This is a genomic window from bacterium, from assembly GCA_016124905.1.
Taxonomy (GTDB): Bacteria; Pseudomonadota; Alphaproteobacteria; order Rickettsiales; family RI-342; genus RI-342.
Map to the genome: position 1 here is coordinate 16,762 of WGMV01000044.1, position 15,876 is coordinate 32,637.

At 58.7% G+C, this 15,876-nt stretch carries 12 protein-coding genes and 1 rRNA gene; 8 read left to right on the forward strand and 5 right to left on the reverse strand.

The genetic code is table 11. The features are described 5' to 3' along the window. The 8 genes from tolB (at position 1) to GC177_10625 (ending at position 10,983) form a co-directional block, all read left to right on the forward strand. The gene (gene tolB, locus GC177_10590; GenBank protein MBI1276397.1) at positions 1 to 1,308 is read left to right on the forward strand and encodes a Tol-Pal system protein TolB; all 1,308 of its coding nucleotides are present in this window, start codon (positions 1 to 3) and stop codon (positions 1,306 to 1,308) included. A gap of 327 nt (positions 1,309 to 1,635) precedes the next feature. Next, complete coding sequence (pal, locus tag GC177_10595; protein MBI1276398.1) at positions 1,636 to 2,148, forward strand: peptidoglycan-associated lipoprotein Pal; 513 nt, start codon at positions 1,636 to 1,638, stop codon at positions 2,146 to 2,148. A 258-nt stretch (positions 2,149 to 2,406) separates the two neighbouring features. Further along, entirely contained in the window at positions 2,407 to 3,324 is a 918-nt protein-coding gene (ybgF, locus tag GC177_10600) for a tol-pal system protein YbgF (protein MBI1276399.1), read from the forward strand. Then, positions 3,325 to 4,671: a tRNA lysidine(34) synthetase TilS gene (tilS, locus tag GC177_10605; GenBank protein ID MBI1276400.1), complete on the forward strand. Its 1,347-nt coding sequence runs from the start codon at positions 3,325 to 3,327 to the stop codon at positions 4,669 to 4,671. Beyond that, complete coding sequence (hflB, locus tag GC177_10610; GenBank protein ID MBI1276401.1) at positions 4,652 to 6,649, forward strand: ATP-dependent zinc metalloprotease FtsH; 1,998 nt, start codon at positions 4,652 to 4,654, stop codon at positions 6,647 to 6,649. The genes tilS and hflB overlap by 20 nt, the downstream gene beginning before the upstream one ends. 6 nt (positions 6,650 to 6,655) lie before the next feature. Continuing rightward, a complete protein-coding gene (locus GC177_10615; GenBank protein MBI1276402.1) occupies positions 6,656 to 8,020 on the forward strand; it encodes a phosphoglucosamine mutase in 1,365 nt (454 codons plus the stop codon). A 73-nt stretch (positions 8,021 to 8,093) separates the two neighbouring features. Continuing rightward, positions 8,094 to 8,441, forward strand: a complete 348-nt coding sequence (locus GC177_10620; protein MBI1276403.1) for a hypothetical protein — start codon at positions 8,094 to 8,096, stop codon at positions 8,439 to 8,441. Between the two features lie 70 nt (positions 8,442 to 8,511). Then, positions 8,512 to 10,983 (forward strand): hypothetical protein, encoded by a 2,472-nt coding sequence (locus GC177_10625; protein MBI1276404.1) that lies wholly within the window; start codon positions 8,512 to 8,514, stop codon positions 10,981 to 10,983. Here the strand turns inward: GC177_10625 and GC177_10630 are convergent. From GC177_10630 to rrf, 5 genes are all read right to left on the reverse strand, one after another. After that, complete coding sequence (locus GC177_10630) at positions 10,973 to 11,953, reverse strand: zinc-binding dehydrogenase (GenBank protein MBI1276405.1); 981 nt, start codon at positions 11,951 to 11,953, stop codon at positions 10,973 to 10,975. The two genes, GC177_10625 and GC177_10630, sit on opposite strands and share 11 nt — an antisense overlap. Positions 11,954 to 12,045: 92 nt before the next feature. Then, a complete protein-coding gene (gene xseA / locus GC177_10635; protein MBI1276406.1) occupies positions 12,046 to 13,707 on the reverse strand; it encodes an exodeoxyribonuclease VII large subunit in 1,662 nt (553 codons plus the stop codon). A 63-nt stretch (positions 13,708 to 13,770) separates the two neighbouring features. Then, positions 13,771 to 15,159, reverse strand: a complete 1,389-nt coding sequence (locus GC177_10640; GenBank protein ID MBI1276407.1) for a hypothetical protein — start codon at positions 15,157 to 15,159, stop codon at positions 13,771 to 13,773. 57 nt (positions 15,160 to 15,216) lie between these two features. Further along, a complete protein-coding gene (locus GC177_10645; protein MBI1276408.1) occupies positions 15,217 to 15,678 on the reverse strand; it encodes a hypothetical protein in 462 nt (153 codons plus the stop codon). 110 nt (positions 15,679 to 15,788) lie between these two features. Next, a 5S ribosomal RNA gene (gene rrf, locus GC177_10650) occupies positions 15,789 to 15,876 on the reverse strand; the annotation flags it as partial.

Consider the following 15,876-nt stretch of genomic DNA (forward strand, 5'->3'; position numbering starts at 1 on the left):
ATGCTCACGCTTTCATTAGTAATGGCAGCTTTCTCCCATTCCGCCATGGCGGCAATTACTATCAACATCACTAAAGGCAACAGCGATCCCATGCCCATCGCCCTGCCCGACCTGAACGGGTCTAACGGCAGCGACAGCAGCCTGGGTAAGGATGTGATGCAGATCGTCAGCGCCGACCTTGAGCGCAGCGGGTTGTTCAAGCCGATTCCACCGGCTTCTTTCATTGAAAAGCTGACCTATGGCCAGGTGACGCCGCGTTTCGCCGACTGGCGCGCGGTGAGTGCACAGGCGCTGGTGACCGGCAGCATCACGGGTGTGGATGCCAACACGGTGACGGTAGCGTTTCGTCTGTGGGACGTGACGGGCGACGAGCAGATCGCGGGCAAGGAATTCACCACGCTGCGCAGCAACTGGCGCCGCATCGGCCACCTGATTGCCGATGAGGTGTATAAGCGCCTGACGGGTGAGGAAGGCTATTTCGATTCCCGCGTGGTGTATGTGGCCGAATCCGGCCCGGCGCAGCGCCGCATCAAGCGCCTGGCCATTATGGACCAGGACGGCGCGAACCATAAATTCCTGACCGACGGCGCCTACATGGCCTTGACACCGCGTTTCTCGCCGACTTTCCAGGAAGTGATCTATCTTTCCTATGAGCACGACATGCCGCGCGTGCATATCCGCAACCTGGAATCGGGCCGTGAGGATATTGTCGGCCAGTTCAAGGGCATGACCTTTGCCCCGCGTTATTCCGGTAAGGGCGACAAGATCGTGATGTCCTACGCCCGCGATGGGAACACGGATGTGTACATGATGGACCTGCGCACCCGCCAGACGCGCGCGCTGACCAACAGCCCGGCGATTGAGACCACGCCGTCCTACTCGCCGGATGACCGCCGCATCGTGTTCGAATCCGACCGAGGTGGCAGCCAACAGCTTTACGTGATGAACGCCGACGGCGGCGGCGCGCAGCGCATCAGCTTCGGCGAGGGCCGTTACGGCTCACCCGTATGGTCCCCGCGCGGCGACATCATCGCCTTCACCAAAATGCATCAGGGCCAGTTCTATATCGGCGTGATGCGTGCCGACGGCAGCGGCGAACGGTTGCTGACCAACGGCTATCTGGTGGAAGGCGCGACCTGGTCGCCCAACGGGCGTGTGCTGATGTTTGCCCGCGGCGAACGCAGCCGTGGAAACCGCGCCGGCTCCAGCCGCATTTACAGCATCGACCTGACGGGCAAAAACGAGCGTGAGGTGATGACGCCGATGGATGCGTCCGATCCGTCCTGGTCGGGATTGCTGCCGCTTTAATTATTTCGCATGGCGCTGCTTCGCCATGGAGCAGCGCCATGCGGGGGCGCTTGTGGCTGCCCTTTTCCATGCCCTGGGCCGACAGCAGGGTGGGAAGCGCGAGGTAATGTCGCGGATGACCGCTTGAATTTTAGGCTGCGTTTATTCTTAAAATGCCAGCATTTATGCGCCCTTTATAACTGTGACAATTCCGCCACAGTTTACTAAAACAGCCTGCCTGCCCATGGGCGATCCAAGCAAGCTATTTACACCTTGTTTGACGGCGCTATAAGGGCAACAGGTTTTACTACCGTCACCGACCAACAATATAAATTCAGGAGTCCGATTATGTGGATTAAACTGCTTGCTTCCGCCGCCGTACTGACCCTCGTTGCAGCGTGCGAAACTCCCTCCGATTCCAGCGGCAGCGTTTCCGGCCGTGGCACGGGTTCCGATGGCCGCGCAGGCGGCATGGGCGGCCGTGGCAGCGAATATGATTCCAGCAACTATGCCGGTAAAGAACTGGCCCCGGGCGTTGCTGACCGCGTGTTCTTCGACTATGACAGCTCCGTCATCCGTGGCGATGCTCAGGATGTTCTCTCCGCTCAGGCTGAATGGCTGAAAAAGAACGGCAACATCTCCATCGTGATCGAAGGCCATGCCGATGAGCGCGGCACCCGCGAATACAACCTGGCCCTGGGCGAGCGCCGTGCCAATGCCGTGAAGAGCTACCTGGTTAGCCTCGGCGTGGAAGGCTCCCGCGTTGAGACCATCTCCTACGGTAAAGAGCGTCCGGCTGTCGTTGGTTCCAACGAAGAGTCCTGGGCTCAAAACCGCCGTGGCGTGACCGTGGTGAAATAAGCTACGTTACTCACGTGACGATAAAGGCCCGCCTTATGGCGGGCCTTTTTTTGTAGCCTTTGCTGGCTCGCGCTGCTCGCATACGCGCCAATAAGGCGCGGGCCCTCAATATGACTGCCATGCTCCGCATGGAAGGGCCAGTCGCTGCGCTCCGCTTTTGGTTGGTTCGCTGTGCTCCAATCTTACTAAGAGGTAACTGGTTTTTTGATGTGGGGTTATGCTATAGGCTTGGCCTGACTTTCATTTGCCGGGGTTTTCATGAAACGCATCCTGTCTGTGCTGCTGCTTGCTTCCACCGCCTTCACCGCGCCTGCGTTCGCGCAGAACTGGAACAGCGAACAGGCCGCCAAGCTGGAACGGCTTGAGCGCGACATGCAGGTGATGCAGCAACAAGTCTACAAAGGGGGCGCCCGCCCGCCCGCAGGCAATGTGGCGGCTGCCAGCGGCAATTATGAAACCCGCCTGGCCGAGATTGAGGAACAGATGCGCCGGTTGAACGGCAAGATTGAGGAACTGCAATTCTCTCAAAGCCAGGCGAACCAGCAATTGCCTGCGCGCATCCAGCGGCTTGAGGATAAATTGCTGCAACTGGAACAGCAGCAGATGAATGGCGCGCGCCCGGCGGTAGTCGCCCCTACTCCGGCTCCGGCGCCTGCCGCCGCCCCCACCGCCGCCCCTGCTCCGGCTGCGACGCCTGCCACCGCTCCGGCCAATAATGCAGCTGCAGCCGCTGCTGCTGCGGCAGGTGCGCCCGCCCCCGCCACGCCAGCGGTTGCCGCCACACCAAGCACGGCGGCGCAAACGGAATATCACCAGGCATTCCAGCTGCTGAACCAGGCACGCTTCCAGGAAGCCCGCACCATGCTGCAGGGCTTCACGCAGAAATACCCGAACGATCCCTTGATCGGGAATGCCTATTACTGGCTGGGGGAAACCTTTTATGTGGAAAAGGATTATCCGAAAGCCATGGATAATTTCCGCAAGGGCTATGAGGCTTCGCCCGAAGGGCAAAAGGCATCCGACAACCTGCTGAAGCTGGGCCTGTCTCTGTCGGCACTCAATAAAACGACCGAAGCCTGCGTGGTTTACAACCAGCTCGGCAAGCGCTTCCCGAACCTGACCGGCGCCGTGCGGCAGAAGCTGGACCAGGAGAAGCTGCGGCTTTCCTGTCAGTAGATGATGCAGGCGCGTTTCGACGCAAGCTTGAGGGCCATCGGCGGGTTTGAATCCCCTCCCCGTATTGCCGTGGCGGTTTCCGGCGGGCCGGACAGCACGGCGCTGGCGTTGCTCGCGCATGCCTGGACACAGGAGCGGGGCGGGCATGTCATCGCCCTTACCGTGGACCATGGGTTGCGAATCGAATCCGCCGATGAGGCCAGGCAGATTCATGGCTGGATGGAGGCGCGGGGTATCCCGCATCATGTGCTGGCCTGGCAAGGCGACAAACCCGCAAGCAATATTCAGGAAGCCGCGCGCGAGGCGCGTTACCGCCTGATGGAAGCATTCTGCCGGGAGCACAACATCCCGCATCTCTTGACCGGGCATCAGCGGGACGACCAGACCGAAAGCTTCTGGCTGCGGCTTGCGCGTGGCAGCGGCGCCCTGGGGCTGGCCTGCATGCCGGCCGTTCATTATCTGAAACATGCGCGGGTGGTCAGGCCCCTGCTCGGCATGGAAAAAAACGCGCTGCAGGCATGGCTGCAGGAACAGGGGCAAGGCTGGATCGAGGACCCTTCCAACCAATCAGACCGGTATAACCGCTCCAAGCTGCGCAAGCTTCAGCCCTGGCTTGCGGAACAGGGTTTTACCGCCGCACGTCTAGCCGCCACCATTGAAAGCCTTGGCGATGCGCGGGAGATTCTGGAACAGCATCGGGCACAAGCGGCGGTGCACTCCATACGTTATCATCCGGGCGGATTCGCCACACTGCATATGCCCGCATGGGAGGGGCTGAACCGTTCCGTTGCGGTTCAGCTGCTTATGCGGCTGGCCATGGTCATCGGCGGACAGGACACGCCGCCGCGTTATGAGGATGCCGCGCGGCTGCACGCGCGGATGCGGCAGCAGGAAAGCTCTACCCTGCATGGCATGCAGGCCACCTGGCACGAGTCGGCGGGGACCTGGCTGTTTCTGCGCGAGGCATCGCGCCAGCAGGGGGCCGTTGCCATCGGCGAAGGCGTGGTGTGGGATGGACGTGTGGAGGCGCGACCCGTTACCCCGGAACATCGCCACTGGCAGATCGGCCCCGCCACGACGGAGGCGATTAAACATGCACGCGAATCAAAGGACTGGCAACGGCACCCATGGAGAGCTTATGGAAACGCGGTGCTGGCCTCCCTTCCCTGCGTGATTGACCTTGAAGGAAGGCAATTGCTGCCCCATATTTCCACTCATGGCATAACGTCTGAGTTCGCGCTCCTGCCGGTGCTTCGCCCCTATGCGGCGCAGCCACTTTGCAACGGGCCGTTTGTTAGCCACCATACTCTGATGGAGTCCGCGTCGTATGAGCCCGCTGGGTCGTAATTTCATTATCTGGATGGCCGTGGTGCTGATCATGGTCGGCATCTTCAACATGCTGCAGGAAAGCCAGACGCCGCCCATGGGCAGCCAGATGCGCTTTTCCGAGTTTTTAAACCGGTTGGACCAGGGTGAGGTGGCGGATGTGGCCATTCAGGGCAACCAGATCGTCGGCAAGCTGCATAATGGCGGCAATTTCGTGACCTATTCCACGGATTATCCCGGACTGGTGGATAAGCTGCGCGCCAAGAATGTGAGCTTTACCGGCCGCCCGGTGGAGAAACCGGCGCCTTCCTTCTGGAGCGTGTTTCTTTCCTGGCTGCCGATCGTGCTGCTGATCGGCGCGTGGATCTTCGTGATGCGCCAGATGAATTCCGGCGGCAAGGGCGGCGCGATGGGTTTTGGAAAATCGCGCGCGAAACTGCTGACGGAAAAAACCGGCAAGGTAACGTTTGACGACGTAGCCGGGGTGGATGAAGCCAAGGAAGAGCTGTCGGAGATCGTCGATTTTCTGCGCGACCCGCAGAAATTCCAGAAGCTCGGTGGCAAAATCCCTAAAGGCTGTCTGCTGGTAGGCCCTCCGGGTACGGGTAAGACGCTGCTGGCGCGTTCCATCGCCGGTGAGGCGGGCGTGCCGTTTTTCACCATCTCGGGTTCGGACTTCGTGGAGATGTTCGTTGGCGTGGGTGCCAGCCGCGTGCGCGACATGTTCGAGCAGGGCAAAAAGAATGCCCCCTGTATCGTGTTCATTGACGAGATCGACGCCGTCGGCCGCCATCGCGGCGCGGGTCTGGGCGGCGGTAATGACGAGCGCGAGCAGACGCTCAACCAGTTGCTGGTGGAGATGGACGGGTTCGAATCCAACGAGGGCGTTATCATCCTGGCGGCGACCAACCGCCCAGACGTGCTCGACCCCGCGCTGCTGCGCCCTGGCCGTTTCGACCGTCAGATCGTGGTGGGCAATCCTGATATCGAGGGTCGCGAGAAAATCCTCAGCGTGCATTTGAAAAAGGTGCCCTGCTCGCCGGATGTGGATGCGCGCATCATCGCGCGCGGCACGCCCGGTTTTTCCGGTGCGGACCTGGCAAACCTTGTGAACGAGGCGGCACTGCTGGCCGCACGCAAGAACCAGAAAGTGGTGACGCTGCGCGACCTGGAAGCCGCCAAAGACAAGGTGATGATGGGCGTGGAGCGCAAATCCATGGTTATGAGCGAGGAAGAGAAGAAACTCACGGCCTATCATGAAGGCGGGCATGCCATTGTGGCGCTGCACAGCCCGGCATCCGACCCGATTCACAAGGCCACCATCATTCCGCGCGGGCGGGCGCTTGGCATGGTGATGCGCCTGCCGGAGCGCGACCAGCTTTCCGTGACCAAGGAAAAACTTGAGGCGGATATCGCCGTTGCCATGGGTGGCCGCGTGGCGGAAGAACTTATCTTCGGCGATGACAAGGTCACATCCGGTGCTTCGTCGGATATCAAATTCGCCACGCGCATGGCGCGGGCGATGGTTTCCGAATGGGGGATGAGCGACAAGATCGGCCCTCTGTTCCATGGCAGCGAGCAGCAGGAAGTCTTCCTCGGCTACAGCATGGGGCGCAACCAGACGGGCTCGGAAGAGACGGCCAATATCATCGATGCGGAAGTTAAGCGCATCGTGGAAGCCGGCTATGATCGCGCGCGCGCGATTCTGAAGAAACATCTGGACCAGCTTCACACCCTGGCGCATGGACTGCTGGAATATGAGACGCTTTCAGGCGATGAGATCAAGGACCTGATTGCGGGCAAGCCGGTGATTCGTCTGGATGTGGTGCGGCAGGAAAATGCCGTGCGCCGTTCCAGCTTCGCCAAGCGCACCGCGGGCGAGGAAAAAACCACCGCCAAGCAGGAAGAACCCGCCGCACAGGAAAGCGCCGACGGCAAACCCAAGCGCCTGACGCGCCCCAAGCCGCGCAACCGCCCAAGTTCTGGCGAAGGTGAATAGGCCGTGATCAAAGCGCCCAAGCGTCATTATTTCGGCACGGACGGGATTCGCGGCAAGGCCAACCAATCGCCCGTGACGGCGGAAATCGCCCTCAAGGTCGGCATGGCGGCGGGGGCGTTTTTCCGCCGGGGCAACCACCGGCACCGCGTGGTGATTGCCAAGGATACGCGCCTTTCGGGGTACCTGATTGAACCAGCGCTGACGGCGGGGTTTGTCGCAGTGGGAATGGATGTGATCCTGGTGGGGCCAATGCCGACGCCGGCGGTGGCCATGCTGGTGAAATCCCTCCGCGCGGATTTGGGGGTGATGATCTCGGCTTCGCATAATCCTTATGACGATAACGGCATCAAGCTGTTTGGCCCGGACGGCTACAAGCTCAGCGACGAGGATGAGATGCAGATCGAGGCGCTGATGGCGGGCGACCTGGATGATTACCGCGTGGTGGGCGACCGGCTTGGCCGCGCGAAGCGCCTGGAAGATGCGCCGGGGCGCTATATCGAATATGTGAAGGCGACCTTCCCGAAGGATATGCGCCTGGACGGCATGAAAGTGGTGCTGGATTGTGCCAATGGCGCGGCCTACCGCGTGGCGCCGGTGGTGCTGTGGGAACTGGGGGCGGAAGTGATTTCCATCGGAGTGAAGCCTGACGGCACCAACATCAATAAGGATTGCGGCTCAACTCACCCTGCCCCGCTGCAGGCCGCCGTGCGTGAGCATGGGGCCGACCTTGGCATCGCGCTGGATGGCGATGCCGACCGGCTCATCATGTGCGATGAGGAAGGCGAATTGGTGGATGGCGACCAGTTGCTCGCGATGGTCACCAGCATGATGCATAAGCGAGGGCAACTGAAAGGCGGGGGCGTGGTTTCCACCGTTATGGCGAACCTGGGCTTTGAGGATTACATCAAACAGCTGGGGCTGGCGCTGCATCGTACGGCGGTGGGCGACCGCTATGTGATGCAGAAAATGCGGGAATCCGGCTGCAATATCGGCGGGGAACCGTCGGGGCATATCATCCTTTCCGACCATACCACGACGGGGGATGGGCTGCTGGCGGCGCTTCAGGTGCTGGCCATGGTGCGGTATCAGCAGGCGGAAAGCCAGCTCCAAGCTCAAACTGGGGCGCTTAGGCCCTTTATCCCCGTGCCGCAGACGCTGATTAACATCCCCACCCGGGATTTGGACGAAAAAGGCAAAAAAGCCTTGGAAAACAAAGTGGAAGATGTCAGCCAGCTGTTTGGCGAGCGCGGCATGGTGGTGATGCGCCCCTCCGGCACGGAGCCGCTGGTGCGCGTGATGCTGCAATGCAAGGATGCCGGGCTGTTTGAGGAAGGAATCAAGGCCGTGCGCAAGGCGGCGGGGCTGGCGTAAAACAACCTGGGCGTGTTTCGTAAAAGTTTAACATGGACATGGGATTATCCCATCATTCATATGTGAGGCAATTATGAGTGTTGTTATTACCAATAAGCTTGTTATTGGCAGCGAGCACGAAGCCGTGGTGCAGTTTTATGTACAGGCTTCCCCCGAAATAGACCTGGAAAATGTTCGGGATAAAGCGATTATCAACATCTCAAACCTTGCAGCCACGGCAGCGACGGCCATGGGCTCTTCGGACAGGATCAAAATCTCTGTTACAGCGGAACCTGGAGAAGCCGTAGATGGCGGTGATCGCCTGGTAGTAAAATTTACCTGCGAAACTAAGGCATTTGACCAGACCCTTTGCCATAGCTTTGCCGATAAGGCACAGCAATATCTGCAGGATTGCGGCGCCGCCCTGGGTGCTGGCGTCTAGCTTGCCCTTAACTTTTATTAAATAATTGATTAATATACTGCTCAAAATTTTACCATTATACGAGCAGCACATGGCAAGCCTTAAGCACCTCGATTCCGGCAAGCGCATCATCACCGCCATCAATTACGCCTGCACCCATGGGGTGTTGCCGGAAGAACAGCAGATCAACAGCATCGATACCCAGCCGGAATATATCCGCTATCAACTGGACCAGTTGAAAAGCACTGTTATGGATGTGCTGGAAAAGGTGACGCTGAAGCAGCCGCGCGCTAACCTTACGGATGCCATCCGCAAGCGTCAGGGGCTTCCACCGCTGCAGGAAGAAGTCAGAGGCCCTAACCTTGAATGGCTGAAGGACAAGGGCAATGCCGAACGGGTGCTGCGCACCATCAAGGCTACCTGCGAAGGCCGCAAATCCGAGATCAATGCGGAGATTCTCTCTCTCAAGCAGAACGAGGAATATGCCGCCCTGTTGTATGAACGCGACGGGCTGGCGAAAGAAGTGGAACGCTTTGAAGGCAAAGCAACCGCACCCAAAGGGAGCCCCCCTTCCAAAACCGGCGGTGAAATCGAAGCATTGAACAATGCCAATCAACCATTGCAGCTGAAGCTTTATTATCTGCAGATGAAAGCCTGGGGGGAAATTCAGGCCAAGCCGCTGCGCGAAACCGAACTGCAGAAGGCATTTAAGGTATTTCAAAAGCACCTGGAGACAAATGCCTCCTATCCTTATGACGATGCCGAACTTAAGGCCGCCCTGGCGGAAGCAGGCAAAACCGTGGCCCCTATCGGCATGCTGGATGATGCTTTTGAGCTGGATGTGATCGTCAAAAAGCCTCGTTTCGGCATTGGTAAAACGACGACGGAGGAACGCTGGATCCCTAGTACGACGACGGTTACCGGCATTGAGGTTTTAACAAAGAGTGCCGCAGCAACCCCTGTCAGCATTCCATTCCTGTCGGCTGCCCAGCGCAGTGCGCTGGAACCTTATGCCGAATCCTACGGCGTGGTGAATGACGAGCAGGAAAAAATCGGCGATAGGCTGGACGAACGAACCAAAACCTACCTGGATGTGGATGCGCGTTATCGGGCAGCCGCTGCAAAAGTGGAATCCCACCCCAATACCAACCGCATCCGTGACCTGGAGGTGCTGAAGGAACATTACAGCGATGTGGCCTCTTCCATCACCGCTTTCATGCAGAAAGAAGAAAAAGACACCTATGGCAAAGTGACGAAGCCGGGCGGTGATTTTGGCCAGTATCAAGAGCAGAGCGGCCTGGAGAAAAACTACCGCAACCTGCTCAATGACAGAAATAAGGCCGAAGGCGTCAAGAAGGAATGGGAAGGCAAGAAAAGCGAGATTGAAAAAGAAATCGCGGCACGCCGGGAAGCCCTTTATTCCGCTGAACAGGACCTGAATCGCCGTAATGACGATATCCGCAATGCGCAGATCACGATCGAAAAGCTGGAGAATGACAAAGCATCCCTGCTGCCGGACGATGCGGACGGCCGGACGCGGATCGACCATGAAATCCAAGCGCTGCAGGACAGCATTGCCGATAACAAGGGCGTGATCGGTGAAAAAGGCCGGAATGAACGAACCGGCACGCTTCAAGCCATTATCAGCTCCTGCAATGAATTCATTGAGCGTAAAGAAAAAGAGCTTGGTGTGAAAGACAGCACCGGCAAGGATACGAACCCCAATAGCGTGGGCAATAAAATCGCCGCGCAGGAATCCGCGCTCAAGAAACTGGGAGAGCAGATCACCTCGGCGGAAAACGAAATCCGCGACAATATCGCCAAATCCTATAACGCCTATCAGGGCATCATCCATCTCATCAACCAGTTCGGCGACCCCGCCACGGGCGTGCATGCGCGGGATGTGGAGTTCTCACGGCCCAAGCTGCCGGGACGCAAGGCGCGCGACCAGATCAAGACCGATGTGGCCACCTCCGTGCCCGTGCTGACCAATGTGGTGCAGATCGTCGGCAATATACCCAAGGTGCTGACGGGCGCCGCCACGTTGAACCCGGCCGGGCTGCTTTCCGTCCCCGTGACGGCGGTGCCACTGGCGATGAACCATTTCTCCGATACGCTCCGCAACCCGGATGCGCATAAGGTGACGCACAAGGAAGTGCTGATTCGCGGCATACGCGACGGCGCCACGCTTGCTGGGGGTGCCGCGGTACTGGCCGGTACGGTGCTTTCGGGCGGCGGGCTGCTGCCGGTGCTGCTGGTCGGCGGCGCGGGCCTGGCCGCATTCGGCACGGCGCAGAAGGAAAGCCGCGACCGTATCGGCAAATTCTCGGATTATAACCTGAAGGTGGGCGCTATTGAAGCGGACGAGCTTGCCGAGAATATGGACAAAGTCTTTGGCAATTTGAGCAAGGACAAGGTGAAGTCCGAAAAGCAGGTGACGGAAACCTTGCGGAAGCTCTCCGAAGAAACCAACCTCAAGGTTATGGACGGCGCGCTTACGGCCAGTGGCGAGGCAGAGAAAGCCGCGGCCAAAGGTACGGATGCCGCCAAAACTACCCCGTAACCAATACCACCGAGCCTTTGGTTTTGCCCTGCTCAAGCTCCATCAGGGCCTGGGCGGCGTCTTCGAGCTTGTAACTGTGGTGCACGTGCAGCCTTAAAAAACGCGCCAGGATCATGTCGAACAATTCGACCGCCGAGAAGGCATATTCATCGGCATCGGCCTTGTAATCGAACAGGGTCGGCCGCGTCATGAAGAGTGAGCCTTTATCGCGCAGCAGCCCCAAATCAACGGGTGGCACCGGGCCTGAGGCCTGGCCGTAGCTGACGAACATGCCGAAACGGCCAAGGCTGTTCAGCGAGGTCTCGAAGGTGGTTTTGCCGATGCCGTCATAGACGACGTTGACGCCCTTGCCGCCGGTGAAGTCCTTGATCTTCTGAAGGACATCCTCGGTTTTGTAATTGATGACCAGGGCTGCGCCGAGATCTTCCACCATCTTCTTTTTATCGTCGCTGCCCACGGTGCCGATGACCTTGGCGCCAAGGTAACGGCCCCACTGCACCAGCAGGTTGCCCACACCACCGGCGGCGGCATGCACCAGCATGGTGGTCTGGTCGTTGACGATATAGGTGCGGCGAAGCAGGAAATGCGCCGTCATGCCCTTGAGGAAGGTGGCCGCGACCTGCTCGTTGGCGAGGCCGCCCGGGATTCGCACCAGAAATTTCTCAGGGATACAGCGGTATTCGGAATAGGCGCCGAGCGGGCCCATGCAATAGGCCACGCGATCGCCCACTTTGGCGTTTTTGACGCCCTTGCCAAGGCGGATGACCACGCCGACAGCTTCCACGCCCGGGGTGAAGGGCATTTCCGGCGCCTTGTAGGTGCCGTTGCGGTAATAGATATCGATGAAATTGACGCCGATGGCCGCGTGCTTGATGAGTACCTCGCCCTCTTTGGGTTCCAGCGCGGGAACCTCCTCCCATTGCATGACCTCGGGACCGCCGGGTTTATGGATGCGTATGGCTTTGGGCATGGTAACACTCCTGTATTGGCACCATGTGTACCGCGCCGGGTTTTAAGAGTCGATTAATTTAGCCCTTGCCGGCTCGCGCTGCTCGTTGCTGGTTAAAATAAACTGGTTTGCTTATTGGGCACATTGGCGGGCATGGGTTTGCTTTCCGGCTTCTTCACCGGTGATGGCGCGGCGGTTGCCTTACCGCCTTCCACGGTGGCGCGGCGGCTTCCATCCTGCAGCTCAATGGTGATGCCCTGCCCGGCCTTCAAGGCTTCCGCTGAATAGACCGGCTCGCCCTGCTCATCGCGGATGAGGGCGAAGCCGCGCTTCAGCACGCGCTTGTAGTGGTAGCTTTCCAGCAGGCGCGTGTCGCTGTGCAGGCGTGTCTGCAGATTATTGAGGCGCTGGACGAAAGCATAGCCCACGCGCTGCCAGGCTTTGTCCACGGCGACCTGCACATGGCCGAGCTCGCGCAGGGTGCCGCCGGCGTTCAGGCGGCCCGCCACCTGGTGCAGCTGGCTTTCGCGGAATTTCAGCAGTTGCGGCAGGACATGGCGCAGGCGCTCGTCCCAGGGACGCACATGTTTTTCGGCCTGCTGGAGCAGCTCCAGCGGCGGGCGGAAGCGAATGGCGGTGGGGCGCAGCATGCGCGATTTGGTCATCAAAATGGCGGGAAGCCCCTGATGCAGGCGTTCGCCCCAGTTATCCAGCCTGAGCGTGCCGGATTCCAGCAGACGGACGGGATTAGGTAGGCCCTTGCCGGTGGCCTGAATGAAGCGGGCATGTTCCTCGATGCGCTTGAGCATGGTGCGGGCCATGCGCATCTCGGCCTCGGCCAGGCCAGCCATCAGCTCCTGCCGCACAGGCACGGCCATTTCGGCGGCGGCGGTGGGCGTGGGGGCACGGCGGTCGGCGACGAAATCCATCAGCGTGGTGTCGGTCTCATGACCGATGGCGGAAATGATCGGGATGGTGGAATGCGCGGCGGCGCGGACCACCGTTTCTTCGCTGAAGCAGAGCAGATCCTCCACCGAGCCGCCGCCGCGCGCGACAATCAGCACATCCGGCCGTGGGATGCGCGCGCCGGAGCGAAGCACCAGGGGCTCCGGCGCGAGCATCTGGTTGTAGGCGTGGTAGCTGGCATCCTGGTCCGCAAAGGCAGAGGGAAGCTGGTTGAAACCGTGGATGGCGGCGGCAATCTGCTCGGCGGCGGCCTCCCCCTGAACCGCTACGGGCCAGACGATGACATGCACGGGGAAACGCTCGCGCAACCGGTGAAGGATGTCACGAATAACGGCACCAGTAGGCGATGTGACCACGCCAATGACGCGGGGCGCGAAGGGAATGGGCTGTTTACGTGCGGGGTCGAACAGGCCCTCGGCCAGCAGTTTTTGTTTGCGGGCTTCCAGCATGGCCATGATGCCGCCCACCCCGGCCGGCACCATGCCGGTGACCACCAGCTGGTATTTGGACTGGCCGCCAAAGGTCGTCATGCGGCCGGAGCAGATGACGTCCAGCCCGTCGGCCGGGTCAAACGGAAGTTTGTCGGCGATGCCGCGCCAGCAGACGGAGGAGAGGACGGAATCCTGATCCTTCAGACTGAAATAGACGTGGCCTGAACTGTGTTTCTTGAGGCCAGAAATCTCGCCGCGTACGCGCACATAGCCAAAGCCATCCTCAATGACGCGCTTTACCGCGCCTGAAATTTCAGAGACGGTGAATACGGGGGCATTATGGGCCGGTTCCGGGCGGGTGGCTGGGTAGTCTGACATGCCCAAGGAATACACCAGGCATGCATGTCTGCACAGCGTAAATCCCATGCGACGGCGGTGCAATTATTGGAAAACGGGGGTACCCCAGCCGCCTATTCCTGTAACGGAAGGATTGGTCTGCGCTTCCATTGCATGCGCCAGTGCTTTGGGCCGTATTTCGAAATTGAAGTGCTGGTCCACTATTTCCGGATCCACTTGGATATTCTTATAATCCAGCCCCGTTTGCACGGTACGTACTATTTCAGGCTGCACCTGCTGCAAAAGAAACTGGCAGGTTTTCGGCAAAATAAATTCCACCCGGCAGGCATGGCCGGGTTCGGTCTGCGCGTCCCCATGGATGTAGGAGATGCTTTTGGCGAATGCTTCCGCATGCCGCAGCATCGATTCCATCTGACGGTTCTCGCTACCCGGCAGCATCGCCATCAGCCGGTCGGCAGTGTTGCGCGAATGCAGGTCCGGTTTATAGACGCCGCTGTTGTAGGCGGGATGTGTTGGCTCGATCATGTGCAGCACGAATTCGACCCGCTCGAGTATTTCACACACCCGCGCCTGGCTCATCGGGTTGCATTTGTGGTATTTCGCGATTTTTTCCAATGTGGCGCGCGTGGTGAAATCCACGGGAATATCCTTGATCGGGAGCCGGGGATCATCGCGCAGGTATTCCAGCGCCCTACGCAGATCCAACACGTGTTTCTTATCGTCCTGCAAGGCGGCATGGTATTGCGGTTTGGAAGAAAAAATGAAACCGTAGCCCGTCATTGGCATGTCCATATTGTGGGCGAGTTCCTCAACAATGGTGTGGTTTAACGGGTCACTATGCCGCATGGTGCTGCTATGGGGTAAGAACACAGCCCGTGGTCTTGGAGAACAAAGGCCGAGGCTGCTACCCAGACAGGCAGCTTCCTGTGGGGTTACCTCGCTAAAATTTTGTGGATTATAGCTATCCGCAATGGTGCTGCCGTGGCCCATGTAAATGGGGATGCCCTGCGAAACGCTGTATGCAAGCCCCAGCGGGTATTCCAGACCGAGATGGTCGATTGCCTCGCATTTGGAGCGAATATATCCGTCCATTCCACCAGGATAAGCCTGCATGCGCCACTCGGCCTGATTGTATAGCTCTGCAAACACAGGCTGCTGCTCGCCAAATAGCTGCCTCAGCCCATCCATTGACATGTTCTGTGGTACGGCCTGCCCGTGGGCTGCATAGGCATAAGAAGCGAATTTGCACAAAAAGACGACATCCTGCATGGCTTCAGCAGGCGTGCGGAGGAGTTCCTCCGGAGTAAAAACGATGGTTCCATGCGGAGTTTTTGCAAATATGGAGGCTTTTGAATCATGCAGATGATGCAAAAGGCTCGCGGAAACGGGGTGGCGGATAAGCCCTGAGAAATGCTCCATCAAGCTTATGGATGCCGTACTTACCGAAGGATTGGGCTTATTGTTCCAAAACATGGCTACCGCGTCTTTATAGTTTGCAGCCTAGCCCAGTTTATTTATTAATTAATTAATTCAACGAGGAAGATGAACGCCAGATGCATGGAAGTCCAGCTCTGCCTTTGTAAGCGCTTTTACCTCCTTAAGCAGTTCCGGGCTGCGCTTCACTTCCTCGCCTACGGAGGAAAGAATTTCTATGTACTGGCAGGCAACCTGCTGATTGTGATATAAATTTCCGCGATTCTTCGGCTGGGTCTCGCTGGTTAACGCCATGATGCGGTCTCTTGACTGGGTTCCCTGTTCTACTACCAGATCAATCAGGTAAGACATGCAGCCGGGTTCATCCGTCCAGTGATCAACCATGGTTTTACAGGCGGTTAGCGCCGCCAGTCGTAAATATTCCTCGGCGCTCATGTCCTCCATCATCACCGTGCGCCGGATAAGGTAAGGAATGGTCGCATGCGCCGTAGCCTGCCATACATGGTGGGCAAATTCTGCGACATTTGGGTCCATCAGGATATCGTATTGCGAAGGCATGCGGCAATGCTCAAGTTTGATGCAATGCAACGGCTTACACGGGTTTTGTTACAAAACAAAAGCCCCCTGACATTTCTGTTAGGGGGCTTATGTGTGTTCACTGTGTTTTGAACTGGCGGCGACCGACTTTCCCGCCGCTTAAGCGGCAGTATCATAGGCGCAGGAGGTTTTCACTTCCGAGTTCGAGATGGGATCGGG

Excerpts from the sequence above, each read along its gene's own strand:
- tolB (MBI1276397.1), top strand. The coding sequence starts at position 1 with ATGCTCACGCTTTCATTAGTAATGGCAGCTTTCTCCCATTCCGCCATG.
- pal (MBI1276398.1), top strand. The coding sequence starts at position 1,636 with ATGTGGATTAAACTGCTTGCTTCCGCCGCCGTACTGACCCTCGTTGCA.
- ybgF (MBI1276399.1), top strand. The coding sequence starts at position 2,407 with ATGAAACGCATCCTGTCTGTGCTGCTGCTTGCTTCCACCGCCTTCACC.
- tilS (MBI1276400.1), top strand. The coding sequence starts at position 3,325 with ATGATGCAGGCGCGTTTCGACGCAAGCTTGAGGGCCATCGGCGGGTTT.
- hflB (MBI1276401.1), top strand. The coding sequence starts at position 4,652 with ATGAGCCCGCTGGGTCGTAATTTCATTATCTGGATGGCCGTGGTGCTG.
- GC177_10620 (MBI1276403.1), top strand. The coding sequence starts at position 8,094 with ATGAGTGTTGTTATTACCAATAAGCTTGTTATTGGCAGCGAGCACGAA.
- GC177_10625 (MBI1276404.1), top strand. The coding sequence starts at position 8,512 with ATGGCAAGCCTTAAGCACCTCGATTCCGGCAAGCGCATCATCACCGCC.
- GC177_10630 (MBI1276405.1), bottom strand. The coding sequence starts at position 11,953 with ATGCCCAAAGCCATACGCATCCATAAACCCGGCGGTCCCGAGGTCATG.
- xseA (MBI1276406.1), bottom strand. The coding sequence starts at position 13,707 with ATGTCAGACTACCCAGCCACCCGCCCGGAACCGGCCCATAATGCCCCC.
- GC177_10640 (MBI1276407.1), bottom strand. The coding sequence starts at position 15,159 with ATGTTTTGGAACAATAAGCCCAATCCTTCGGTAAGTACGGCATCCATA.
- GC177_10645 (MBI1276408.1), bottom strand. The coding sequence starts at position 15,678 with ATGCCTTCGCAATACGATATCCTGATGGACCCAAATGTCGCAGAATTT.